The organism is Streptococcus sp. 210928-DFI.4.42 (assembly GCF_020554365.1).
Classification (GTDB): Bacteria; Bacillota; Bacilli; order Lactobacillales; family Streptococcaceae; genus Streptococcus; species Streptococcus parasanguinis_S.
The window spans coordinates 1-25,809 of sequence record NZ_JAJCHF010000018.1 but is presented as its reverse complement, the minus strand read 5'-3'; the positions used below and the strand labels follow the sequence as shown (position 1 = coordinate 25,809).

Here is a 25,809-nt window from a genome sequence, read left to right as displayed (position 1 = left end):
GATATAATTTATTTTATCATAAAAAGAAAGAAACAGTAGACATGGAAATAAAAGCAGTCTTTTTTGATATCGATGGAACCTTGGTGAATGATAGTCGAGCGGTCCTCAAATCAACAGAAAAAGCTATTCAGTCTTTAAAGGAAGAAGGGATCTATGTAGGCCTTGCGACAGGGCGGGGACCGGCCTTTGTCAAACCGTTTATGGAACGCTATGGTTTTGATTTTGCAGTGACCTATAATGGTCAGTATATTTTGACCAAGGACCGCGTGCTGTTCACCAGTCCAATCGATAAAAAGAGTCTGCACCAACTAATTGACTATGCTCGAGAACACCGCAAGGAAATTGCTCTCGGTACCAAGGATGGGGTATTTGGTTCTCGGATCATGAGTTTTGGGATGAGTCCTATTTCAACCTGGTCCAGTCGCTTTGTGCCCCGCAAAATGGCCCGTACAGTCAGTCGTGGATTTAACAAAGTGGTTAGCAAGGTCGTCCCACAAGATCAGGACACCCTCTATGCACTAGCGCAAGAACCAATTTATCAAGTTTTGATCTTATCGAGCCCAGAAGAGACTGCAAAAATTGAAAAAGAGTTTCCACATCTGAAATTCACACGGTCTAGTCCTTTTGCAGCAGACGTCCTCAACCCAGGCATTTCCAAACTAGAAGGGATCCGCATCGTTGGTCAGGAATTTGGCTTTGACATTGATGAGGTGATGGCTTTTGGAGATTCGGATAATGACTTAGAGATGCTGTCAGGTGTTGGCTTGTCTATTGCGATGGGAAATGGGACGACCAGTGTCAAGGCAATTGCTAAGCATACCACGACTAGTAATGGCAAGGATGGCATCCAAAAGGCCCTGCAACACTTTGGTATTCTCTCAGAGAAAGAACTCTTTCTTTCTAAGGATGATCACTTCAATAAGGTCAAAACCTTCCATGGTGTGATGGATGGAGAAACCCAGGAGAAACCAGTTGTTTGGCAACCTCAAGACGCCCTTTATCGAACCATGTTCAAGCAAGAGGAGTTGGTAGAATTTGTCCGAGCAGCTAGCACAAGTGAGGAAGAATTTGACCGCTCGGTAGCCGCTCTTCACGAAGCCTTGGATAAGGCTGCAGATAAGGTTCGGAGCAAGCATCCAGCTGAGATCTCCATGGTAGGGCAGGTTGATGCCTTGATTGATACTCTCTATTTGACTTATGGTAGCTTTGTACTAATGGGGGTCGATCCTGAAGAGGTCTTTGAGATTGTTCACCGGGCCAATATGGGCAAGATTTTCCCAGATGGAAAGGCGCACTTTGATCCAGTAACCCACAAAATTCTGAAGCCAGATGATTGGGAAGAAAAATACGCTCCAGAACCAGCTATCAAAAAAGAACTCGATCGCCAGCTCAAGGCCTACGAAAAACATGCAAAACAAAAAGAAACAAAAAAAGACAACTAAAAAAGTTTGGAACCTTTGTTCCAAACCTTTTTTAGAATGTAGACAAACTATTTTTTACTAAGATAAGTAAAGTGTTCCACAAAGAAGTCGAAATATGTTCTTATTTTTAAAATTTATAAAAAATATTGAAAAACTTTCCGCCGTGAGAAAAGTGCTAGAAACACTATTGTTTCTAGCACTCGGGAGTTTTGAGACCTTAGGCTCAAAACTTAGTCATGGAACTTCGAAGAAGGTCGCTGACGTCCGTACTCACCTAAGGAAAGTTTTCAATATAATTTTTTCTTTCTTACATGGTTTTATCCTTATCACGCACCACTAGTAAGTCTACTTTGGCGTGGCGAAGGATATATTCTGAGGAGGATCCGACCATTAACCGTTCGAAGGCATTGAGTCCGGTAGCTCCGACCATAATAAGGTCAACCCCTTCTTTACTTGGGATATCATTAGCTAAGAGGACTTTTGGATTTCCCATTTCTACAACAGTCACAACATTTTGAACGCCGACTTTTTCAGCACGTTCCTTGTAGCCCTTGAGCAATTCGTTGGCTTCTTCTTGCAATTCTTCGTAGACCTCAGCATCAAAAGTTGAGACGCTTTGAAGGGCACGGGTATCGATGACGTGGGCAATAGTCAATTTAGAGCCGTTGCGAAGAGAAACGTTAACCCCTTTTTCAAAGGCTAATTCTGCTTCATGAGAACCGTCGACAGCGACCATAATGTTTTCGTATTTTTGAGACATAATCCTACCTCCTTATAGCTTGAAAACATGGATAGAATAGAAGGGAATCCTATTCTTTATACACTTATATTTTATCTCTTTTGAGCTAGAATGTAAAGGTAAAGTCTCTCTTTTCTGCTATAATTTTGCAGAATTTTTAAAGTCCTCGGTTTGTACTCTATTTCAACTAGTGGTATAATAGAGATAATTTCGTGAATCGAGGCAGAATATGAAGGAATATAATAAATCAAGCAAACTCGAACATGTCGCTTACGATATTCGTGGTCCAGTCTTGGAAGAAGCCATGCGCATGCGCGCAAATGGAGAAAAAATTCTCCGTTTGAATACAGGGAATCCTGCTGAATTTGGCTTTACAGCTCCAGATGAAGTCATCCATGATTTGATCATGAATGCGCGTGATAGTGAAGGTTATTCAGACTCAAAAGGGATCTTTTCAGCCCGCAAGGCTATCATGCAGTACTGCCAGTTGAAAAAAATTCCAAATGTGGATATTGATGATATTTACCTTGGGAATGGAGTGAGTGAGCTGATCGTCATGTCCATGCAAGGACTTTTGGACAATGGGGATGAGGTCTTGGTTCCCATGCCGGATTATCCTCTTTGGACAGCAGCCGTCAGCCTAGCTGGTGGGAATGCCGTTCACTATCTTTGTGATGAAGAAGCAAACTGGTATCCAGATATTGAAGATATCAAGTCGAAAATCACCTCAAACACTAAAGCTATCGTTGTCATCAACCCGAATAACCCAACAGGTGCCCTCTATCCAGATGAGATCCTACTTGAGATTGTAGAGATCGCTCGACAAAATAACTTGATTATCTTCGCAGATGAAATCTACGATCGTTTGGTCATGGATGGGGAAAAACACACGGCTATCGCAAGTTTAGCGCCGGATCTCTTCTGTGTGAGTATGAATGGCTTGTCAAAATCTCACCGGATTGCCGGTTTCCGTGTTGGTTGGATGGTTCTGTCCGGACCCAAGCATCACGTGAAGGGCTATATCGAAGGCTTGAACATGTTGTCCAATATGCGTCTTTGTTCAAATGTCTTGGCTCAACAAGTTGTACAAACCTCTCTTGGAGGCTACCAATCTGTGGATGAACTCTTGCTTCCAGGTGGTCGCATCTACGAACAACGCAACTTTATCTACAAAGCTATTAATGATATTCCAGGCCTCTCAGCTGTTAAGCCGAAGGCTGGTCTCTATATCTTCCCTAAGATTGATCGGGACATGTACCGCGTGGATGATGATGAACAATTTGTTTTAGAGTTCTTGAAGCAAGAAAAAATTCTCTTGGTTCATGGCCGTGGCTTTAACTGGAAAGATCCAGATCACTTCCGGATCGTTTACCTTCCACGTGTCGATGAGTTAGCTCAAATTCAAGAAAAAATGACTCGTTTCTTGAAACAATACAAACGTTAATTAGATAAAGGATTGAAGAGGAAAGTCTTCAATCTTTTTTTGATTCATTTTATAAAATCCATGTCATCGAAACGACATTTTTCTGAATTGCGCATAATTGTAGAAAAAATAAATAATTTTCAGATAATTTGATTGAAATTCCCACACTTATATGATATACTTGATCTGACTATATGCGAGGTTTATTATGGCAAACTTATTAGAAAAGACACGTAAAATTACATCCATCTTGAAACGGACTGATGAACAGTTGCAGGTCGAGATGCCTTATAATGATATTGCCCAGCAATTAGCGGATATTATCCACTGTAATGCCTGTATCATTAATAGCAAGGGAACCCTTCTTGGTTATTTCATGCGTTACAAGACCAACAATGACCGGGTAGAAGCTTTCTTTCAAAATAAAAAATTACCAGAAGATTATGCCAAGGCGGCTAGTTTGGTCTACGATACAGAAGCTAATTTAGATGTGGACCATGATTTGAGTATCTTTCCGGTCGAAACCAAGTCTGAATTTCCTGATGGCTTGACCACCATTGCGCCTATCCATGTTTCTGGGATTCGGTTGGGTTCCTTGATCATTTGGCGCAATGATAAACAGTTTGCGGATGATGATTTGATCTTGGTTGAGATTGCGAGTACCGTGGTAGGGATTCAAATGTTGAACTACCAACGTGAGGAAGACGAGAAGAATATTCGTCGTCGGACAGCGGTGAATATGGCTGTCAATACCTTGTCTTACTCTGAGTTGCGGGCTGTTTCTGCCATCCTTAGTGAATTGAAAGGAAATGAGGGGCAGTTGACTGCTTCTATCATCGCGGATCGGATTGGCATTACCCGCTCTGTGATTGTCAATGCACTCCGGAAATTGGAGTCAGCTGGTATTATTGAAAGCCGTTCTCTTGGAATGAAGGGAACCTATCTCAAGGTGTTGATTCCAGATATCTTTGAGGAAATTAAGAAAAGAGATTACTAATGACAAAAGCCTTGATTTCAATTGACTACACTGTCGATTTTGTAGCAGATGATGGTAAGCTTACGGCAGGTGCTCCTGCACAAGCCATTTCTGAGACCATTGCTCAGGTGACCCAATTGGCCTTTGACCAAGGAGCCTATGTCTTTTTTGCCATTGATGCGCATGATGTAGAGGATCCATTTCATCCTGAAAGCAAGCTCTTCCCACCTCATAATATCATTGGGACCAGTGGACGTGATTTGTACGGCCCTTTAGCAGATTTTTATCGGGAGCACAAAGCGGATCCACGCGTCTTTTGGATGGACAAACGTCATTATTCTGCTTTTTCAGGAACGGATCTAGATATCCGCCTGCGGGAACGCCATGTAGATACCGTTATTTTGACTGGGGTCTTGACTGATATCTGTGTCCTCCATACAGCGGTTGATGCCTACAATCTCGGCTACCAGATCGAAGTCGTGGAACCTGCAGTGGCGTCGCTCACTCCTGAAAATCACCAGTTTGCCTTGAATCATTTCAAGCATGTCTTAGGGGCAAGCTTGGTAGACAGCGCACTAGCTGTATTAGATACTAAATAAGAAAAGATTGTAAAAGAGGTCATAGACATTTGTCTGGGCCTCTTTTTCGGGCCTAGAAATTGTCTTCCTCTCTTGAAAATGGTATTCTAATGGAAGAAAATAAGGGGGAGTTATGAGTAAAAAAGCTGTCGTGTTTTCAGCGGATCTATCTTATATGGAAAAGTTGGAAACCGCTATGAAGTCACTGTGTGCCTATCAGGACCAGTTAAAAATTTATGTCTTAAATGAAGATCTACCAACAGAGTGGTTTACTATCATGAATCAGCGCTTGCGCCAGTTGGATTCAGAAGTGATCAATTGTCGGATGTCTCCTGAGCAATTCCAATCCTTCTTGCTTCCAAGCGACCATATTCACTATGCGACCTATTTCCGTTACGCTATTCCAGAGTTTGTGGAGGAAGAACGGATCCTCTATCTGGATTGTGACATGATCTTTACACAGGATTTATCGCCTTTATTTGAGGTTGATCTAAAAGGTTATGGACTGGGTGCAGTGGTCGATAAGCCAACGACGACAGATGGTTTTAATGCTGGACTTTTGGTGATTGATAAGACTTGGTGGCAAGAGCACCAAGTGACAGAGGCGCTTTTTGACCTCACTCGTGAACACCATCAGCATGTTTATGGAGATCAAGGAATTTTGAATCTGTATTTCAAAGATGCGTGGTTTCCATTACCTTGGACCTATAATTTACAAGTAGGATCTGATAAGGATCAGTACCTCTATGGGGACTTGGATTGGTATGATGCCTTTCAAGGGATTCCGGCGGTCATTCACTACACCTCTCATAATAAACCATGGACCTCCAAACGATTCAATCGTTTTCGGGAACAATGGTGGTTTTACTATGCCCTCTCTTGGGAGGAAATTTTGCTTCGAAAACCGATTTTGAAGCAAACCTATCAAGACCTAGTGGGAGAATTTCCTTATCATGCTGCCATTTATACCCATACAGCAGATATCCACGAGTTGGAGACCTTGTTAAAAGAGCTACCAGACGTAGCGATTCATGTTCTTGCCCATAGCCATTTTGGTTTTAATTTGGTGCAATTGGAACGCTACCCCAACCTCTTTCTCTATCCCTCTTTTGATCCCTTGACCAGTCGAAAGGTCCTAGAAAAATTGGATTTCTATTTGGATATCAATCCCTATGATGAGGTGGATCAGATGACGCAAACGATCCATCAATTGGACTTACCGATTTTCTCTTTTGAAGGAACCAATCATGTAGAAAATGGTGTGAACCAAGTGTTTGCGGATGATCAGGTGCAGGAGATGGTGGCAGCGATTCGCGATTATTTAAAGAGAAATGAGAAGAAGCATGGAAACAAATGAAGTAGTGAGTATCATCATTCCCATCTATAATGTAGAAGCTTATTTGAGACAATGTTTGGAAACGGTTATCCATCAGACCTACCCTCATTTGGAAATTATCCTGGTCAATGATGGTTCGCCTGACCAGTCAGAAGAGATCTGTAAAGAATTTTTTAGGAAGGATGCGCGCATCCGCTACGTTCGCCAAGAAAATGGGGGCTTATCTGCTGCTCGGAATACAGGGATTGAGCTAGCGACTGGTGATTACATTACCTTTATTGATCCAGATGACTGGGTGACGGAGGATTATGTAGAAGTGCTCTATCGTCAACTGAAGAAGTATGATGCGGATGTTTCCGTAGCCAACTATAACCTCTATGATGACAGTAGTAGCAAATACTTGATCAAGGTAACAGACGACGATTATTCAGAGACTCTTTATGAGGGACGCGAGATCATGGACCACGATGCCATCCAGGAGACCAGAGATATGGCCTGGGCTTGTGCCATGATGAAGCTCTATAAGCGTAACTTATTTGAAGGGCTTCGTTTTCCAGTCGGAAAAAATGTCGAAGACAACTTTCTCATGTATAAGCTCTTCTTAAAAGCCCATCGGGTAGTTCATACGGAGAAATGTATTTATTGGTATCGTGTGGGCCGTGCAGATACTCTGTCCCAAGTTTGGACAGAAAAGCGAGTCGTCGATGAGATGGAAGCTAAGCAGGAGAAGTTGGCTCTACTGGGGATGTTGGGCTATGATTTGACCTGGCATCGTTATATCTATAAAACGCGCTTGAAACGGGCCCTTGAAAAATTAGAGGAAGCAGGCTTGCAAGGGTCAGAAACCTATGAGCGCGTGGTGACCAACCTCCGTTTTGTTGAAACCATGGACTAACCCTTATTAACGAGAAAGGATCAGCATGTTCATTATTGCATCAGAGCAGACCAGAGAGCTAGATCGTTTGCAAAAATACTTGGACAAACTTGGCCAGCCCTATCGTGTGTTTGTGACCAATTTGGAAACAGATTTGGATCAACAGACAGAGAGTCTTGCGACCTTTTTTACCCAAAAAGACCCAGCATCAAAAATTGGAAAACCTTTATTTTTCAATGATCTAGCGGTTCCAGAATTATGGGAATGTTGGACACTAGGGATCACGACCTACCTTTTTGATGGGGAGGAACGTCGTGCCAACGTGGTTTTGCGAGGGGATATCTTGTCACGAACGGTTGACAGAGTGGAATGGTTTGCTCAGGCAGAAGAGATCGTATCCATTGATGTCTACAACCGCTATGGCTGGAGAAGCAAACAGAGTCTCCTTACAGAAGCTGGCCAATCCTATTTAGACATCTATTTGAACCGTCAGCAAGAAGAAGTCTTGCTTCACTTTGTCTCACAAGGAACCTTTTTGCTTCAATCTCCTAAGGGACGGGATCGCCTGTATGCCAGTAAGGAAGAGCTGCAAAGAGCTGTCTTAGAACAAGTCTTGCCGGAAGATGAAGCTATTCTTTTACTGGACAAGGCATTGCTAGATGTTGTGAAAGAGATACCAAAGGAAAGACTCGCCTACTGTGCCAATGACTCTCATGATCTAGACGAGATCAAAGAACAAGTCAGTCAGATTTTGTTGGTAGAAGATGGTCTGTTGAGGGAGAAAAAAGACGGAATCACAGTCTTGTCAGGGCTGGTAGATGTGGAGCAGGAAAGTTTTCGACCAGAAGCCCTGGTCATGACGGCTTCTCAAGAGGTCGAAGGCTTATCTAGTCTGGTCCATCACTTCCCACAAGTGACCTTTCACATTGCTGCCTTGACGGCTATGGGTCCGAAATTAACAGACTTAGCGACTCGCTCCAATGTGCGCCTCTATCCAGGGATTTCGCTGGACAAATATGAGGACTTGCTATCTAGTTGCTCAATCTATCTGGATTGCAACCGAGGAGAAGAAGTATGGAGCAGTAGCCTTCATGCTCTTGAAAATGGGCAGGTCTTGTTTGGTTTGAAGACTACCGTGCACCATGAAGCCTATAAAAACTTGAGCACGATCACTGAGACAGTCGAAGAAATGAAACAGCAACTAGATATCTTGCTCCAGCATCCAGAGACCTATAAAGAATTGGTGAGAGAGCAAGCGCGAATCTTGAAATTACCTGAAAAAGAAGTTTTGGAAGAGCTGTTTAAGCGATTAGAGGGAGGGACCGCATGACCATTTATACCTTTAATCTATTAGTGGGATTTGAACCCAATGGGGTCGATGTTGCACAAGCCTCTCGGGCAAAGATGCTCCGGGGACTAGGAGTGGCAGCGAAGTTTGTCTTTACCACTTGGCCCACTCCAGAAAAATTGGCCTATTACCTCTCATTGGGGCACCGGGATGAGGAACTGCTTTTTGCTCATTTAGCTTTTACGGATCAACAGACTACGGTCCCTCAAAAGACGGTTGGGGCCTTGCAAATGGAGTTTCAACTGACGCGCCTGGATGTTGTTGAAAAAACGGAAAGAGCCATTCGCTACCAATTTGCGGATGGAAACGCCCTGACCTTTCATCTGGATCCCTATCATCCAAACTGTGTCCGCTATGTAGACTATCTTTTGGCTGGAAATAGAATCAAGCGAGAGTATTATGGAGCTTGTAAACTTGTCACAGAGTATTTTCAGTATGGTAGTGTACTCAGACGGACCTATCACCATCAAGATGGGACTATCGCTTTTGAAGAATCGAGGTTCGGTGGTAGCTGGCTCTATAAACTGGGGCCTGAGGTTTTGAGCAACCATACAGAAGTGATGAGACGTTTTTTGTCGCAGCTGTCGCTAAAAGAAGAAGATTTGATTCTGCTTGACCGGGCTTCGCGCATGGATTTTGCCCGTCCTTTGTTGGAGAAACCTGCCCCTTCAAAGCTCGCCATGGTGTTTCATTCGGAGCATGAATTTGAAAATGGCCATCTCAACTATGAGTATTATTATGTGTTCAAGTATGCCAAACGCTTCGATTATTTCATCACAGCAACGGATCTTCAAAAAGAAGTCTTGGAGCAGACACTTGCTAAACAAGGATGCCAAGGAATTCCAATCTATAGCATTCCAGTAGGGCATCTAGAAGAATTGACGGAATCACTAGGAGACAGACCTCCCTTTAGTGTGCTCACAGCTTCCCGTTTGGATCCAAGAAAACGCATCGATTTGGCTATTCGAGTAGTGGCCCAAGCTCATGAACAACTCCCAACCCTTCAGTTTGATATTTATGGAAAGGGTGGAGAAGCGGACAACTTGTGCCACCTGATTCAGGAGCTTTCAGCACAAGATTATATTCACCTACGAGGTCATGCGGATCTTCAGCAGATCTATCCTTGCTACCAAGCCTACCTCACCACTTCTCAGTGGGAGACCTTTGGTTTGACTTTGATGGAGGCGGCTGGAGCAGGTTTGGCCTTGCTGGGCTTTGATGCCCGTTATGGAAATCCGACTTTTATAAAAGAGGGTGAAAATGGCTTTTTGGTAGCTTATAGCGAGACAATGCCAGAAGAACAATTTGTGAAAGAGTTGGCGGACAAGCTGGTGCAGCTCTTTGAAAGGGACCTCGCTCCATTTCATCAGGCTTCTTATGACTTGGCCTCTTCTTACCTCGCATCTAACGTCCAGAAAGTCTGGAAAGAGACTCTAATGGAGATAGGGCAATTCGGCGGAAAAGAAATATAAATGAAGAATCTGTAGCGACAAAAAAGTCCTACAGATTTTTTCTAAGGCAAGCAAATTGGGCTAAATTATGGTAAAATAGAGGGTATTGAAAAATCATCATTTCACGAAAGGAAGCAAGATGAAAATTACGCAAGAAGAGGTAACCCACGTTGCCAATCTTTCAAAATTGAAATTCTCTCCAGAAGAGACAGCTGAGTTTGCGACAACCTTGTCTAAGATTGTCGACATGGTGGAATTGTTGGAAGAAGTGGACACAACAGGTGTTGCCCCAACAACAACCATGGCGGATCGTAAGACCGTATTGCGTCCGGATATCGCTGAAAAAGGGACGGACCGTGACCGCTTGTTTAAAAATGTACCTGAAAAAGATAACTACTACATCAAGGTACCAGCTATCCTAGAAGATGGAGGAGATGCCTAATGTCATTCAACCATAAAACCATTGAAGAGTTGCACGACCTCCTTGTCTCTAAGGAAATTTCGGCAACGGAATTGACACAAGCGACTCTTGAAGACATCAAGGCGCGTGAAGAAGCAGTTAACGCCTTTGTAACGGTGGCCGAAGAAGCTGCCCTTGCACAAGCCAAGGCTATTGATGAAAAAGGAATCGATGCAGACAACCTCCTGTCAGGGATTCCACTCGCTGTCAAAGACAATATCTCAACAGATGGCATCTTGACGACTGCGGCATCAAAAATGCTCTATAACTACGAGCCAATCTTTGATGCGACAGCTGTTGCCAATGCCAAAGCCAAAGATATGATTGTCATTGGAAAGACCAACATGGATGAATTTGCCATGGGTGGATCTGGTGAGACTTCTTACTATGGACCAACCAAGAATGCTTGGGACCACAGCAAGGTGCCTGGTGGATCTTCTAGTGGTTCTGCTGCAGCTGTAGCTTCAGGGCAAGTCCGCTTGTCCCTTGGTTCGGATACCGGTGGTTCTATCCGCCAACCTGCTGCCTTCAACGGGATTGTTGGTCTCAAACCAACTTATGGAACGGTTTCCCGTTTTGGTCTCATTGCCTTTGGTAGCTCACTTGACCAAATTGGTACCTTCTCACCAACGGTTAAGGAAAATGCTCAATTGCTTAATGTCATTGCCAGCGAAGATGCCAAGGATTCAACTTCTGCACCTGTTCGTGTAGCAGACTTTACTTCTAAGATTGGTCAAGACATTAAAGGCATGAAGATTGCCCTTCCTAAGGAATACCTCGGTGAAGGGATTGACCCAGAAGTTAAAGAAACTATCCTTAATGCGGCCAAACACTTTGAAAAATTGGGAGCGACTGTCGAAGAAGTCAGCCTTCCACACTCTAAATACGGGGTTGCCGTTTATTACATCATCGCTTCATCTGAAGCTTCTTCAAACTTGCAACGTTTCGACGGTATTCGCTATGGTTTCCGTGCGGAAGATGCCAAGAACTTGGATGATATCTACGTGAACACTCGTAGTCAAGGCTTTGGCGATGAGGTCAAACGCCGTATCATGCTTGGTACCTTTAGTTTGTCATCTGGTTACTATGATGCTTACTACAAGAAAGCTGGTCAAGTCCGTACCCTCATTATCCAAGACTTCGAAAAAGTCTTTGCAGATTACGACCTTATCCTTGGTCCAACAGCTCCAAGCGTGGCCTTTGATTTGGATTCGCTCAACCATGATCCGGTTGCCATGTACTTGGCTGACCTCTTGACCATTCCAGTCAACTTGGCAGGTCTTCCAGGGATTTCGATTCCCGCAGGTTTTGCGCAAGGTCTTCCGGTTGGGTTGCAGTTGATTGGTCCCAAGTATTCTGAAGAAACCATCTACCAAGCTGCAGCTGCCTTTGAAGCAACGACGGATTACCATAAGCAACAACCCCTAATTTTCGGAGGTGACAATTAATGAACTTTGAAACAGTCATCGGACTTGAAGTCCACGTTGAATTGAATACAAACTCAAAAATTTTCTCACCAACCTCTGCCCACTTTGGAAACGAGCAAAATGCCAATACCAATGTGATCGACTGGTCTTTCCCAGGGGTGCTTCCTGTCTTGAACAAGGGTGTTGTGGATGCTGGTATCAAGGCTGCTTTGGCGCTGAATATGGATATTCATCAGCACATGCACTTTGACCGTAAGAACTATTTCTACCCTGATAATCCAAAGGCCTACCAAATTTCGCAATTTGACGAGCCAATTGGTTACAACGGTTGGATTGAAGTACAATTAGAAGACGGCTCAACTAAGAAAATCGGGATTGAACGGGCCCACTTGGAAGAAGATGCCGGTAAGAACACCCACGGAACAGACGGTTTCTCTTATGTAGACCTTAACCGTCAAGGGGTGCCCTTGATCGAAATCGTATCTGAAGCAGATATGCGTTCTCCTGAAGAAGCCTACGCCTATTTGACAGCTTTGAAAGAAGTCATCCAGTACACTGGTATTTCAGACGTCAAGATGGAAGAAGGATCGATGCGGGTGGATGCCAACATATCCCTTCGCCCATACGGTCAAGAGGAATTTGGTACCAAGACGGAGTTGAAAAACTTGAACTCTTTCTCAAACGTCCGTAAAGGTCTTGAATACGAAGTGGAGCGCCAAGCGAAAATCTTGCGTTCAGGTGGTGTCATTCGTCAAGAAACACGTCGTTATGATGAAGCGAATAAGAGCACGATTCTTATGCGTGTCAAAGAAGGAGCAGCGGATTACCGTTACTTCCCAGAACCAGACCTTCCATTGTTTGAAATCTCAGATGAGTGGATCGAGGAAATGCGTACTGAGTTGCCAGAGTTTCCAAAAGACCGTCGAGCTCGCTATGTGGCAGAGCTTGGTTTGTCTGACTATGATGCCAACCAATTGACAGCGACGAAAGTTACTTCTGACTTCTTTGAAGCAGCTGTAGCCCTTGGTGGCGATGCTAAACAAGTGTCTAACTGGCTCCAAGGTGAAGTCGCACAATTCTTGAACGCAGAAGGCAAAACGCTGGAAGAAATCCAATTGACACCAGAAAACTTGGTTGAAATGATTGCCATTATCGAAGATGGAACCATTTCATCTAAGATTGCCAAGAAAGTCTTCGTTCACTTGGCGAAAAACGGTGGCGGCGCGCGTGAATACGTCGAAAAAGCTGGTCTGGTACAGATTTCAGATCCTGAAGTCTTGATACCAATCATCCACCAAGTCTTTGCAGACAATGAAGCAGCCGTAGCTGACTTCAAGTCAGGGAAACGGAATGCGGACAAGGCCTTTACAGGCTTCCTCATGAAAGCAACCAAAGGTCAAGCCAACCCACAAGTAGCCCTCAAGTTACTTGCTCAAGAATTGGCGAAGTTGAAAGAAGAGTAATAGAGAAAAAACCAGCCGAGAGGTTGGTTTTTACTAACCATAAAATTGTGTTAGAATAGGAAAGACCATTACATATCAACTGGCATTAGGAGGAGTTACATGAACAAATTTTTAAGAGTCTTATTTGTCCTGGTTATCATCGCCATGACTGGAGCGATTATCTTCCAGCTATTCTTTCCATCCTATATGGGAAGTCATTCGGGATATGGTATTTCTGTCGGTTGGCAACGGGAGATTGGGATTTGGAATGTGGCGGTCCTTGTGATCCTGATTGCTGTCAATCTCAAATACGATTGGTTTTATCTTCGAACGGTTCTATTGGCTTTGATCCTAGGTGGGCTTGGGATCGGTACTAATCATCTCTTCAGTTATTTTCACTATCATCTGCCGGTCAATGGGATCGGTGCGCTTGAAAATTATCTCCTAGTCCTTGGTTGGATTGTTGGGTGGAGATTGGAATCTTCTCGGATCAAGAAGAAATAAAAAGGAGCAGTCAAAGGGCTGCTCTTTTTCATCTTCAGTTTTTCCTTGACAAACAAAAGGAAAACGTTTACAATTTTAAATATAAAGTTTCCTGAAAAGAAAACAAAAAAGGTGAAAACAAGGAGATCATCATATGGCTACTATGAAAGCAGCTCGCTGGCATGCAGCAAAAGACGTTCGTATCGAAGAAGTGGAAGTACCTGAAGTACAACCACATCAAGTAAAAGTGGCAGTTAAGTTCACAGGGATCTGTGGTACGGACTTGCATGAATATTTGGATGGACCGATCTTCATCCCAACTGAAGAACATGTGTATTCTGGTCAAAAAGCACCGGTCACTTTGGGACATGAATTCTCTGGTGAAATTGTAGAAGTCGGAAGTGATGTGACTCGTGTCAAAGTTGGCGATCGTGTCACTATCGAACCAATTCTTGCAGAGCACAATTTGATTGGTGATTATAACCTTGATCCAAACTTGAACTTTGTCGGCCTCGCTGCAGATGGTGGTTTTGCCAAATATTGTGTCCTTGATGGGGATTTGGTTCATGTGATTCCAGATAGCTTGAGCTATGAACAAGCAGCTCTTACAGAACCTGCTGCGGTTGCTGTTTATGCAGTTCGTCAATCTGCATTGAAAACTGGAGATACAGCTGTTATCTTTGGCTTGGGTCCAATTGGTCTTTTGATCGTTGAAGCCCTTCGTGCAGCAGGAGCATCAAAAATCTATGCGGTTGAATTGTCTCCTGAACGCCAAGCGAAAGCAGAAGAATTGGGAGCAATCGTTGTGCGCCCAGAAGAAGGAGAAACAATCGTCGAAGCCATCCATCGTTTAACCGGTGGGGGAGCAGATGTTTCTTATGAAGTTACGGGGGTTCCAGTTGTTTTAGGCCAAGCCCTTGCAGCTGTTCATAAAGCTGGGGAATGTATGGTTGTATCGATTTGGGAACGTGAAGCCAGCATCAATCCAAATGAATTCGCCATCCAAGAAAAATCTCTCAAAGGAATTATTGCCTACCGTCACATCTTCCCTAAAGTCTTGGAATTGATGGAACAAGGCTACTTCTCTGCTGAAAAATTGGTTACTAAGAAAATCAAATTGGAAAATATCGTTGAAGAAGGATTTGTTGAATTAACACAAGATAAATCCCAAATCAAGATCTTGGTTCAACCTGAATAAGCGAATAAATTTATATGAAATAAAGCAAGGCTGAAACGTTTCGTTTCGGCCTTTTGTGATACAATAAAAGTAAGGAACAGATTTGGGAGGGGACTATGTCAAAGACGATGAAGGGGACGCTCATGACCTTGATTGCTGGGATCGCTTGGGGTTTATCAGGAGCTTGCGGCCAGTACCTGATGGCTCATGGATTTACAGCAATTGGTTTGACAACAATTCGTTTAGTGTTTTCAGGAGCTGTACTACTGCTTCTTGCATATCTAGCGGACCAGGAAAAAGTAAAGGCCTTTCTAACAGACCGCTCGTCATACATCCCCTTGCTTTTATTTGCATTTTTGGGATTGTTAATGACCCAATTGACTTATTTAGAAGCGATTGATGCGACTAATGCAGGTACTGCAACTGTTTTGCAATATCTCTGTCCCATTGGAGTTTTGGCCTATTCTTGTGTTAAGGACCGGGTAGCTCCGACAGTATCGGAAATCTTTTCGATGATCTTAGCCATCGCAGGGACCTTTCTCATTGCAACCCATGGTCAACTCAATCAATTGGCAATCACTCCTAAAGGGCTAGCTTGGGGACTTGTTTCTGCCTTTGCCTATGCCCTCTACATCATTCTGCCTATTCAGTTAATTCAAAAATGGGGTAGTATGTTGGTGATTGGTATCGGTATGCTCATTCCAGGGCTTGTGATGATTCCCTTCACGGGAAGAAGACTTTTTCATGGCCAATATAGCATGGATAATCTAATGGGCTTAGTTGGCTTAGTGGTGATTGGGACCATATTTGCCTATACGGTCTTTTTGAAAGGGACAACTCTGATTGGACCGGTCAAAGGTAGCCTTCTTGCAGCTATTGAGCCTATTTCAGCTGTATTTTTTGCCTTTGCCATTATGAATGAGCATTTCTTTGCCATTGATTTTATAGGAATGGCTATGATCCTCTTTGCGGTCCTCTTGATTTCCCTTAAGGATCTCATGATTCAAAAAGAAAAAGGAATCTTGTAAAACCAAGATCAATTATTTTTCAGTTAAAAGGTTGAGACGAAGGTCTTGGCCTTTTTGTGATCCTTGTCCTTTGAGGAAGAGTTATCACTAGATAGCGTATACATAGATAGAAAAAGATGTTAAAATAGAACAAAACTTTTTTAAGGAGATGAGAATGAAAAAGATTTTTAAATGGACCTTATTTGCTGTGGCGACCTTGAGTCTAGTAGCTTGTGGAACTACTGCTCAAAAGACAAATTCGCAGCAAGCAAAGACTGAAAAAGCAGCGAAAAGCTCTGCATCTGACGGTCAAGTCGAGGTGAGTTTAAAAGGAGGGCAATACATCAAACCACCTGTCCTCAATGACTCAGAAGACGGAACCTATTTAGCCCTTCAATTGGAATTTAAGAATGTTGCCAAAGAATCTATCAACGTGTCAGATTCAGATATCACTATTTACGATGCGGATAATAACAAGGTCAAATTGCAGTCAGGAATTTATGACCAAACGGAAGCCTTCCAATTGCTCAAGAGTGATCAGTTGGCTAAGGATAAAAAATTAACCGGCTATATCGTTTTCCCAGTCGAAAAAGGCAAAAAATACGAAGTGCAGTATGAACGAAAAACTTATAGCTCTGATAAAAAATCCAAACCTCTAAAATTTGCGGTGGATTCTTCTCAGTATGAGGATAAGGTGGAAGCTTCCACTATTCTAGCAGATGAATACATCAATCAAGTTTACTTTAGTGGCCAACGAAAGGTCAAAAAGGATGACGCTTTTGTTTTGGGAACTGATTTGAAAAAGGAACGCAGTGATTTCCGTGCGAAATTTGCGGCTGATTTTACTCGTCAATTGCATGATTACCAATTTCCTGAAGAAGAAGTGACCCAGTTTATCGATGCTTATGAAAAAGAAAATGCTAAGCGTGCGAAATTAACCTATAAGGTTAAACAATATCTCCCGGACAAGGTGGTCATTAGTCTAAATCCTGAGACAGTCAGCATGGAAAAGACGATCTTAAACCACATGCAGACCTTCTATCAGGAACATCGAAAAGACTATCCAGGGATCATCGAAGCGAACCAGGCTCAAAACAAAGCCTATAGAGAGGAAATGATGGCTTCTCTTGCAGATCGCCCCTTGACGACGCCGGATCGATACGATTTCCAGTTGACCTTTGTTAAGAAAGATGGCAAATGGGAAGTAGAAAAAGCCTATAATAGTGATAGCTTTATGGAAAAATCCGAGGGAAATCTTTCTTAATGCTGAAGTTGGCACTCCTAGGATATGAATCTAGGAGTGTTTTTGTCTATAGTTTTAAACTATATCAAAACCCAAGAAACAGAAATTAGACGGAAACACCTATTAGTGATAAAATAATTTTAAGTTTGAAAGGAGATGAAGGCTTGTGTCTTTTTCTTATGAAGAGTTAGCAGAGATTCGCCACTATATCCACCAACACCCAGAATTGTCTGGTCAAGAATACCAGACAACCGCCTTTCTAAAAGAGCGTTTAGAAGAGTTGGGGATTCGTATTTTAGAGAGTGGATTAAAAACGGGTCTGATTGCAGAAATTGGGTCCGGCCAACCGGTGGTGGCACTTCGAGCAGATATCGATGCCCTTCCAATTTTGGAACAAACAAATCTGCCCTACCAAAGTCAACATCCAGGTGTCATGCATGCTTGTGGTCACGATTTTCATCAAACCAGTCTTCTAGGAGCAGCAGCTCTTCTCAAGGAAAAAGAAGACCAGCTGGAAGGAACAATACGCTTGATCTTTCAACCGGCAGAAGAAATTTCAGAAGGTGCTTCTGACGTTCTAGCAACAGAACTGTTGGAGGATGTTCAAGGAATTATTGGATTTCATAATATGCCTCAGCTAAAAGCAGGACAACTTGCTTTGAATGCCGGAGCTATGATGGCAGGGGTAGAGAAATTTAAGGTCACTGTAACAGGGGTTAGTAGCCATGCTGCAAGACCGGATTTGGGAGTTGATACGGTAACAGCCGTCACAACCATGGTTCAGAATGTACAATTATTAATTTCACGGACCATTTCTCCCTTTGAAACAGCTGTTTTATCGATTACGCATCTAGATGTGGGTTCAACCTGGAATGTACTCCCAAAATCAGGCTATTTTGAAGGAACGATTCGCTCCTTTAATCCGAGTGTGCAAAGAGAGTTGAAGGAACATTTTATTTCGATCATTCGTCATATAGCAAAAAGCCTGGAAGTGGATGTGGCTTTTGAGTGGGGAGTGACCCCGCCTGTTACCTTTAATGATGAGGAATTGACCAAAGTCGTTTGGGAAGCTTCACAAGACTTGGCTGAGGTGCTTCCAGCAAATCCATCTACAGCTGGAGAAGACTTCGCCTTTTACCAAGAACGAATTCCTGGAGTCTTTGCCTTTATCGGTTCAAATGGAGATCCGGATGCGCCAGACCTCCATCATGATCACATGACCATCGATGATGCAGCCTTTCAGGTGTCGGTTCCCTATTATGTTGAAAATGCGCAAGCTTTATTGCGGTATTTTAAAGAAAAATAAGTGTGATAAAGAAAAACTATCACCTCCATAAAAAATATATATTAGGCAAGTGAATGCTTTTCTGATAGAATAAAAAAATACTTTTAAAATGGCGTTTTATGTGCCTGAAACCAAAAAGGAGATCCTATGAATCTAAAAAAAATGATTAAGTATTCTGCTTTAGGATTAGTTGCAGTCCTTGCAACCAGTGCTTTAGTAGCATGTTCATCTGGCAAATCAGCCAGTGGGAAGAAAACCATTGAAGTTGGGACGGTTGGAACAACCAAACCCTTCTCTTATGAAGAAAAAGACGGCAAGCTAACTGGTTATGAGATCGAAGTATTGCGTGAAATCTTTAAAGGTTCAGACAAATACGAAGTGAACTTTAACAAGACAGAGTGGTCTTCAGTCTTTGCTGGATTAGATAGTGACCGTTTCCAAATCGGTGCCAACAACATCAGCTACTCAAAAGAGCGGGAAGAAAAATACCTCTATCCAAATCCATATGCTCGTAATCCACTAGTATTGGTCGTACCAAAAGATTCTTCTATTAAATCTTTGGATGACATTGGTGGCAAGAAAACAGAAGTTGTTCAAGGAACATCTACTGCTAAACAATTAGAAGATTACAATAAAAAACATTCAGATAATCCAACCGACTTGCAATACACAGATGGAACGATTCAAACCATCATGGCCAATCTAGCGGATGGTCGTACCGATTACAAGATCTTCGAACGGATTTCTGTAGATACCATCATTCGTGATCAAGGCTATGACAACTTGAAAGTCATTGAGCTTCCAAGCGACCAACAACCTTATGTTTATCCAATTATTGCAAAAGAGGATAAAGACCTTCAAAAATTTGTCAACAAACGCATCAAGGAACTCTATGACAATGGAACCCTTGAAAAATTGTCTAAAAAATACTTCGGTGGTTCTTACCTACCAGAAGCAAAAGATATTAAAGAATAATATTTATTTAAAGGAGATTTTAAAATGAAATTGAAAAAAATTCTTGGTTTAACAGCTCTTGCAGCTATCGCAACGTTTGCTCTTGCAGCATGTGGTTCTTCAAACTCATCTAGCAAAGATGGTGAAACAACAGTTAAAGTGGGTGTCATGACTTTGAGCGACACTGAAAAAGCTCGTTGGGATCAAGTTCAAAAGAACTTGGATGACGCTAAAACAGGGATCAAATTGGAATTCACTCAATTTACAGATTACTCACAACCAAACGTGGCTGTAAAAGATGGTAGCGTAGATATCAATGCATTCCAACACTACAACTTCCTTGATAACTGGAATTCTAAAAACGACAAAGCCCTTGTTGCAGTAGCAGATACTTACATCGCTCCAATCCGTCTTTACTCTGGTACAGAAAACGGTAAAAACAAATACACTTCTATCAAAGAAATTCCTAAAGGTGGAACAATCGCTGTACCAAATGACCCAACAAATGAAAGCCGTGCCTTGTATGTCTTGCAATCAGCAGGTTTGATTAAATTGGATACCAAAGATGGACAATTGGCAAACGTATCAAATATCAAAGAAAATTCAAAAGATTTGAAGATCTCTGAATTGGATGCTTCACAAACACCATCTGCTCTTCCATCAGTAGATGCTGCTGTCATCAACAATACCTTCGTTCGTGAAGCAGGCGTTGATTTCAAAAAAGCTATCTATGTTGAAAAGAAAGACAACAACTCAAAACAATGGTACAATTTGATCGCTGCTAAGAAAGATTGGGAAAAATCTGATAAAGCAAAAGCTATCAAAGAAATCATCAAAGCCTATCACAAAGACAATGTGAAGAAAGTGATCGAAGAATCTTCAGAAGGAATGGACCAACCAGTCTTTTAAGATTCGATCTCAAGTGTATGAAGGAGGTGGAGAAGCAATTCTCTACCTCTTATCGTGTATTAGGAGGAATGCATGCCTTTTGCAACAGAAGCGGAACAAATTCGAAAATTTGAAAATGATGAGGTCGCACAACATTATTTTGAAGTGTTGCGAACCTTGATTTCAAAAAAATCCATCTTTGCTCAACAAGTAGGTCTCAAGGAAGTGGCCAACTATTTGGGGGAAATTTTTACAGCTGCAGGAGCCAAAGTCGAAGTTGATGATAGCTACACAGCCCCTTTTGTGATTGCCAAATTTTTCTCCCCAAATCCAGACGCAAAAACCATCATCTTCTATAACCACTATGATACAGTACCAGCGGATGGAGACCAACCTTGGACGGGAGATCCTTTTACCTTATCGGTTCATTACGGGACCATGTACGGTCGAGGGGTTGATGATGACAAGGGACATATCACAGCTCGTCTCACAGCTCTTCGAAAATACATTCGTGAAAGTGGCGATTTGCCAGTCAATATCACCTTTATCATCGAAGGGGCAGAGGAGTCCGCATCGACTGACTTGGATAAATACTTGGCCAAACATAAGAAACACTTGCGTGGGGCGGACCTCTTAGTTTGGGAACAAGGTACCCGAAATAATCAGGGTCAGTTGGAAATTTCCGGTGGTAGCAAAGGGATCGTCACATTTGATATGGTGGTGAAGAGTGCAGAAGTGGATATCCATTCCAGCTATGGTGGCGTGGTGGACTCTGCTTCTTGGTATTTGTTAAATGCTATCGCCAGTCTTCGTGACAAAGAAGGCCGAATCTTGGTGGATGGGATTTATGATCAGATCCAAGAACCCAATGAACGCGAGCTAGCTTTGATTGAGCAATATGCCAACAAAGGACCAGAAGTTGTAGCGGAAACCTATGGTCTAACCCTTCCAATCTTGAAGGAAGATCGAAAAGAATTCCTGCGCCGTTTCTATTTTGAACCAGCCTTGAATATTGAAGGTTTTGGTTCTGGTTACCAAGGTCAAGGTGTCAAGACCATTCTTCCAGCAGAGGCACGTGCTAAGATGGAGGTGCGCTTGGTTCCAGGACTAGATCCCAAAGATGTCTTAGAAAAGATCAAGCAGCAATTGAAGAAAAATGGCTATGATCAGGTCGAATTGGTCTACACTCTCGGTGAAATGAGTTACCGAAGTGATATGAGTGCCCCATCGATTTTAAATGTTATTCAGCTGGCCAAAGATTTCTATAGAGAAGGGGTTTCAGTTCTTCCTACAACAGCGGGAACAGGACCAATGCATACGGTATTTGAGGCTTTGCAGGTACCGATGGCAGCCTTTGGAATTGGCAATGCCAATAGCCGTGACCATGGGGGCGATGAAAATGTGAAAATCGCCGATTATTACACCCATATTGAATTGATAAAGGAGTTAATAGCAAGTTATGAGTAAAGCAATGATTCAGCTGGACCACATTGATGTGACCTTCCAGCAAAAGAAACGTCAGATTCAAGCTGTCAAAGATGTGACCATTCAGATCAATGAAGGCGATATCTATGGGATTGTGGGTTATTCCGGAGCCGGAAAATCGACCTTGGTTCGGGTGATCAATCTCTTGCAAGTGCCTAGCGCCGGAACCATTACTGTGGATGGAGATGTGATTTATCAAGATCAGGTGACCTTAAAACCAGCTGCCCTAAGAGAGAAACGTCGGGATATCGGGATGATCTTCCAACACTTTAACCTGATGGCTCAAATGACTGTCGCAGAAAATGTTGCTTTCGCCCTCAAGCATTCTAAATTAAACAAAGAACAAAAGAATGAGAAAGTGGCGAAATTGTTGGAACTAGTTGGTCTAGCTGACCGTGCAGAAAATTACCCAGCCCAATTATCTGGTGGTCAAAAGCAACGAGTTGCGATTGCGCGTGCCCTTGCCAACGATCCAAAGATTTTGATCTCAGATGAGTCAACTTCAGCCTTGGATCCAAAGACGACCAAACAAATTCTAGCTTTATTGCAAGAATTGAACAAAAAACTAGGCTTGACCATTGTCTTGATTACCCATGAGATGCAAATTGTCAAAGATATAGCGAACCGAGTAGCTGTCATGCAAAATGGCGAATTGATCGAAGAAGGATCTGTTTTAGATATCTTCTCGAATCCGAAAAATGCCTTGACCCAAGACTTTATCACTGTTGCAACAGGAATCGATGAAGCCATGGTGAAAATCAACCAACAAGCGATTGTGAAGAACTTGCCAGATGATTCGATTTTAGCGCATCTCAAGTATGCAGGTTCTGTAACAGATACAGCGATCATCAATGATATTTACAAGCAGTACCAAGTATCTGCCAACATTTTATTTGGGAATATCGAGATCCTTGATAACACGCCTGTTGGAGAGTTGGTGGTCATCTTATCAGGTAAAACTCAAAATCTGGAAACGGCCAAAGCTGAGTTAGAAAATGCAGGAGTTTCCGTGACTATTGTGAAAGATGGGAGAAAAGCATGATCCAGTTAATTCAAACATATTTACCAAATGTCTATAAATTAGGGTGGTCTGGCCAGTATGGTTGGGGAACCGCTATTTACCTGACACTTTATATGACCGTTATTTCCTTCATTATTGGTGGATTTTTAGGTTTAGTGACAGGGCTTTTATTAGTCTTGACCCGTCCAGGTGGCGTCATCGAAAATAGAATCGTTTTCCAAATTTTAGACAAGATTACTTCTTTGTTCCGCGCCATTCCCTTCATTATCTTGTTGGCCTTTATTAATCCATTGACCTACTTGCTCTTGAAAAATACCATCGGACCTACAGCAGCCCTTGTTCCATTGTCCCTAGCTGTCTTTCCATTCTTTGCCCGCCAAGTTCAAGTTGTCTTGTCCGAATTGGATGGAGGCGTGATTGAAGCGGCCCAAGCCAGTGGGGCAACCTTCTGGGATATTGTCGGTGTCTACCTTCGTGAAGGGCTTCCAGATTTGATCCGCGTAACAACCGTGACCATCATTTCCTTGATCGGAGAAACCGCCATGGCTGGTGCCGTTGGTGCAGGAGGACTAGGAACCTTAGCCATTAACTACGGGAAAAACATGTTTAACAATGATGTCATCTTTGTGGCGACCTTATTGATCCTGATTCTGATCGTTCTGGTCCAATTTATCGGGGACTTCCTTTCGAAGAAAATTAGCCACCGTTAGGATCAGTATCCAATGAATAGAATAAATGTGAATCAAATAAAACAAGTTGGAGCCTTCATTTTCCTCTATTTTCTTGCGATTGGACTGGGGGTCTTAGTTGGAAATCTGGTCGATCATCAAGGAAATATGTTTTATGCTCCTGCCTTTTCAGCCCTGTTTGGCGGGACGATCTACCGCTATTATCTAGAAAAAATAAAAGGAGTTGGATCTATCTTTATAGTTGGCTGCGTGATCGGATCCTTCTTCCTCTTTTCGCGTCAGGGTGCAGGGGCCTTTATTCCAGCCTTGATCGCCGGAAGTTTTGCGGAGATGGTCGCCTCAAGTGGTCGTTTTCGCTCGAATTTACGAAATGCCTTGTCTTTTGTTATTTTTGCCTTTGCGACGACAGGGCCCATTCTTATGATGTGGTTCTATCCAGCCAGTTACCGCATGTCGTTACTGGATCGTGGTAAATCGATAGACTATGTCAATCGGGTGATGGTATCACCAGATCTAGCGACCATCACTTGGTTTGTCCTCACGGTCATACTGGGTGCTGGATTAGGATGGGGACTATCGAACATCCTTCTTCCATTATTGGCCAAAAAAGGAGATAAAGATGCACAATAATTTACTAGTTCTTCAGTCAGACTTTGGTTTGGTGGATGGAGCAGTATCAGCTATGATTGGGGTTGCTTTAGAAGAATCACCAACCATTAAAATTCACCACTTAACTCATGATATTACCCCCTACAATATCTTTGAAGGGAGTTACCGTCTCTTTCAGACAGTAGATTACTGGCCAGAAGGGACAACCTTTGTTTCGGTGGTCGATCCTGGTGTCGGTTCCAAACGAAAGAGTGTCGTAGCTAAAACGGCGAAAAATCAATACATTGTCACTCCGGATAATGGAACTCTCTCTTTTATCAAGAAACATGTAGGGATTGTTGCTATCCGTGAGATTTCAGAAGTGAAGAACCGCCGGGCCAATACAGAGTTTTCTTATACCTTCCATGGGCGTGATGTCTACGCCTATACAGGAGCTAAGTTGGCCAGTGGCCATATTAGTTTTGAAGAAGTCGGACCAGAACTCAGTGTCGAACATATTGTGGAAATCCCAGTGGTTGAGACGGTTCTTGAGGATAATCTTGTTAAAGGTGCAGTTGACATCCTAGATGTGCGCTTTGGTTCTCTTTGGACTTCCATTACTCGGGAAGAGTTCAATCATTTGTCACCTGAATTTGGGGAACGTTTTGAAGTGACCATCTATAACAATGACATGCTGGTTTATCAAAACCAAGTAACCTACGGCAAGTCTTTCGCCGACGTGCGGATTGGACAGCCAATCCTTTATATCAATTCCCTTTACCGTGTTGGTCTTGCCATCAACCAGGGATCCTTTGCCAAGGCCTATAATGTAGGAGTTGGGGCTTCTTGGCATATCGAGATTAGAAAAATGGAAAATTAATAGGAGATATCATAATGAAACAGAAATCATTATTTTCAATTAAAGATGTTGTAGCTATTGGGGTTGGAGCAGCCCTCTTTGTCGTGATTGCTATGTTGCAAATCCCTGCACCTGCACCGAATACGAGCATTCAGTTGCAATATGCCCTTCAAGCTCTCTTTAGTGTAGTCTTTGGCCCAATTGTCGGCTTCTTAATCGGCTTGATTGGTCATGCCATTAAGGACGCTATGTCAGGTGGTCTTTGGTGGACTTGGATCATTTCAAGTGGTTTGTTTGGACTCTTTGTTGGTTTCTTCCGCAAACAAATCGGTGAATTTAAAGGGGAAGTGACAAAGAAAGAATTAATTGTCTTTAACGTTGTTCAAATCGTATCCAACCTTGTGATCTGGGGCTTGATTGCTCCGGTTGGAGATGTCTTGATCTACAAGGAAAGTGCCAATAAAGTCTTTCTACAAGGTGTTGTTGCGGGTTCATTTAATGCATTAACAGTAGCTGTTGCAGGTTCTCTTCTCTTGATTGCTTATGCACGGACTCAAACAAAAGATGGAAGTTTGACCAAAGATTAAATGTACAGAAGATAAGAGAGTGGGACAGAAATCGGTAATTCGTTAGAATTCGATTTCGTCGTCCCACC

General features: G+C 42.7%; 25 protein-coding genes. 24 read left to right on the top strand and 1 reads right to left on the bottom strand.

Annotation, left to right across the window (positions count from 1 at the left end; genetic code table 11):
• The first annotated feature begins 41 nt into the window (after positions 1-41).
• Positions 42-1,442, top strand: coding sequence for a Cof-type HAD-IIB family hydrolase (locus tag LIZ08_RS07555; protein WP_227038609.1), 1,401 nt, complete (start codon positions 42-44; stop codon positions 1,440-1,442).
• Positions 1,443-1,728: 286 nt separating this feature from the next.
• Here LIZ08_RS07555 and LIZ08_RS07550 read toward each other — a convergent pair whose 3' ends face one another.
• On the bottom strand, positions 1,729-2,181 hold the full coding sequence (locus LIZ08_RS07550) for a universal stress protein (protein WP_003008541.1): 453 nt from the start codon (positions 2,179-2,181) through the stop codon (positions 1,729-1,731).
• A gap of 208 nt (positions 2,182-2,389) precedes the next feature.
• Here LIZ08_RS07550 and LIZ08_RS07545 point away from each other — a divergent pair, with 208 nt between their 5' ends.
• From LIZ08_RS07545 to LIZ08_RS07435, 23 genes are all read left to right on the top strand, one after another.
• Complete coding sequence (locus LIZ08_RS07545) at positions 2,390-3,604, top strand: pyridoxal phosphate-dependent aminotransferase (protein ID WP_049473129.1); 1,215 nt, start codon at positions 2,390-2,392, stop codon at positions 3,602-3,604.
• Positions 3,605-3,791: 187 nt separating this feature from the next.
• Positions 3,792-4,580: a GTP-sensing pleiotropic transcriptional regulator CodY gene (gene codY, locus LIZ08_RS07540; protein WP_045759799.1), complete on the top strand. Its 789-nt coding sequence runs from the start codon at positions 3,792-3,794 to the stop codon at positions 4,578-4,580.
• Positions 4,580-5,158, top strand: a complete 579-nt coding sequence (locus LIZ08_RS07535; RefSeq protein ID WP_049490805.1) for a cysteine hydrolase family protein — start codon at positions 4,580-4,582, stop codon at positions 5,156-5,158. Before codY ends, LIZ08_RS07535 begins: the two co-directional genes overlap by 1 nt.
• A 112-nt stretch (positions 5,159-5,270) precedes the next feature.
• Positions 5,271-6,494 carry a glycosyltransferase family 8 protein gene (locus LIZ08_RS07530; protein WP_227038608.1) on the top strand — a complete coding sequence of 408 codons (1,224 nt, stop codon included), beginning with the start codon at positions 5,271-5,273 and terminating at the stop codon, positions 6,492-6,494.
• Complete coding sequence (locus LIZ08_RS07525; protein ID WP_227038607.1) at positions 6,481-7,368, top strand: glycosyltransferase family 2 protein; 888 nt, start codon at positions 6,481-6,483, stop codon at positions 7,366-7,368. The genes LIZ08_RS07530 and LIZ08_RS07525 overlap by 14 nt, the downstream gene beginning before the upstream one ends.
• A 25-nt stretch (positions 7,369-7,393) precedes the next feature.
• Positions 7,394-8,677 carry an accessory Sec system glycosyltransferase GtfB gene (locus LIZ08_RS07520; RefSeq protein WP_227038606.1) on the top strand — a complete coding sequence of 428 codons (1,284 nt, stop codon included), beginning with the start codon at positions 7,394-7,396 and terminating at the stop codon, positions 8,675-8,677.
• On the top strand, positions 8,674-10,167 hold the full coding sequence (locus tag LIZ08_RS07515; protein ID WP_227038605.1) for a glycosyltransferase: 1,494 nt from the start codon (positions 8,674-8,676) through the stop codon (positions 10,165-10,167). The genes LIZ08_RS07520 and LIZ08_RS07515 overlap by 4 nt, the downstream gene beginning before the upstream one ends.
• A 118-nt stretch (positions 10,168-10,285) precedes the next feature.
• Positions 10,286-10,588, top strand: a complete 303-nt coding sequence (gatC, locus tag LIZ08_RS07510) for an Asp-tRNA(Asn)/Glu-tRNA(Gln) amidotransferase subunit GatC (protein WP_070575453.1) — start codon at positions 10,286-10,288, stop codon at positions 10,586-10,588.
• Positions 10,588-12,054, top strand: coding sequence for an Asp-tRNA(Asn)/Glu-tRNA(Gln) amidotransferase subunit GatA (gene gatA, locus LIZ08_RS07505; protein WP_227038604.1), 1,467 nt, complete (start codon positions 10,588-10,590; stop codon positions 12,052-12,054). The genes gatC and gatA overlap by 1 nt, the downstream gene beginning before the upstream one ends.
• The gene (gatB, locus tag LIZ08_RS07500; protein ID WP_003005611.1) at positions 12,054-13,496 is read left to right on the top strand and encodes an Asp-tRNA(Asn)/Glu-tRNA(Gln) amidotransferase subunit GatB; all 1,443 of its coding nucleotides are present in this window, start codon (positions 12,054-12,056) and stop codon (positions 13,494-13,496) included. Before gatA ends, gatB begins: the two co-directional genes overlap by 1 nt.
• Before the next feature lie 99 nt (positions 13,497-13,595).
• On the top strand, positions 13,596-13,979 hold the full coding sequence (locus LIZ08_RS07495; protein ID WP_003005450.1) for a hypothetical protein: 384 nt from the start codon (positions 13,596-13,598) through the stop codon (positions 13,977-13,979).
• A 133-nt stretch (positions 13,980-14,112) separates the two neighbouring features.
• Positions 14,113-15,156, top strand: coding sequence for a 2,3-butanediol dehydrogenase (locus LIZ08_RS07490; RefSeq protein ID WP_021153756.1), 1,044 nt, complete (start codon positions 14,113-14,115; stop codon positions 15,154-15,156).
• A 95-nt stretch (positions 15,157-15,251) separates the two neighbouring features.
• Positions 15,252-16,163, top strand: coding sequence for a DMT family transporter (locus LIZ08_RS07485; RefSeq protein WP_070505221.1), 912 nt, complete (start codon positions 15,252-15,254; stop codon positions 16,161-16,163).
• 154 nt (positions 16,164-16,317) lie between these two features.
• Positions 16,318-17,406, top strand: coding sequence for a DUF4352 domain-containing protein (locus LIZ08_RS07480; protein ID WP_227038603.1), 1,089 nt, complete (start codon positions 16,318-16,320; stop codon positions 17,404-17,406).
• A 145-nt stretch (positions 17,407-17,551) separates the two neighbouring features.
• Entirely contained in the window at positions 17,552-18,691 is a 1,140-nt protein-coding gene (locus tag LIZ08_RS07475; protein ID WP_227038602.1) for an amidohydrolase, read from the top strand.
• 126 nt (positions 18,692-18,817) lie between these two features.
• The gene (locus LIZ08_RS07470; protein ID WP_009731556.1) at positions 18,818-19,645 is read left to right on the top strand and encodes an amino acid ABC transporter substrate-binding protein; all 828 of its coding nucleotides are present in this window, start codon (positions 18,818-18,820) and stop codon (positions 19,643-19,645) included.
• A gap of 24 nt (positions 19,646-19,669) precedes the next feature.
• Entirely contained in the window at positions 19,670-20,533 is an 864-nt protein-coding gene (locus LIZ08_RS07465) for a MetQ/NlpA family ABC transporter substrate-binding protein (protein ID WP_070449873.1), read from the top strand.
• A 72-nt stretch (positions 20,534-20,605) separates the two neighbouring features.
• Positions 20,606-21,979, top strand: a complete 1,374-nt coding sequence (locus tag LIZ08_RS07460; RefSeq protein ID WP_227038601.1) for a M20/M25/M40 family metallo-hydrolase — start codon at positions 20,606-20,608, stop codon at positions 21,977-21,979.
• On the top strand, positions 21,972-23,039 hold the full coding sequence (locus LIZ08_RS07455) for a methionine ABC transporter ATP-binding protein (protein ID WP_227038600.1): 1,068 nt from the start codon (positions 21,972-21,974) through the stop codon (positions 23,037-23,039). Before LIZ08_RS07460 ends, LIZ08_RS07455 begins: the two co-directional genes overlap by 8 nt.
• Positions 23,036-23,728, top strand: coding sequence for a methionine ABC transporter permease (locus tag LIZ08_RS07450; protein ID WP_003008487.1), 693 nt, complete (start codon positions 23,036-23,038; stop codon positions 23,726-23,728). The genes LIZ08_RS07455 and LIZ08_RS07450 overlap by 4 nt, the downstream gene beginning before the upstream one ends.
• Positions 23,729-23,740: 12 nt before the next feature.
• The gene (locus LIZ08_RS07445) at positions 23,741-24,337 is read left to right on the top strand and encodes an MptD family putative ECF transporter S component (RefSeq protein WP_227038599.1); all 597 of its coding nucleotides are present in this window, start codon (positions 23,741-23,743) and stop codon (positions 24,335-24,337) included.
• On the top strand, positions 24,327-25,175 hold the full coding sequence (locus LIZ08_RS07440) for an S-adenosyl-l-methionine hydroxide adenosyltransferase family protein (RefSeq protein WP_023918945.1): 849 nt from the start codon (positions 24,327-24,329) through the stop codon (positions 25,173-25,175). Before LIZ08_RS07445 ends, LIZ08_RS07440 begins: the two co-directional genes overlap by 11 nt.
• A 14-nt stretch (positions 25,176-25,189) precedes the next feature.
• Complete coding sequence (locus LIZ08_RS07435; RefSeq protein WP_003008479.1) at positions 25,190-25,741, top strand: ECF-type riboflavin transporter substrate-binding protein; 552 nt, start codon at positions 25,190-25,192, stop codon at positions 25,739-25,741.
• Positions 25,742-25,809: the final 68 nt, after the last annotated feature.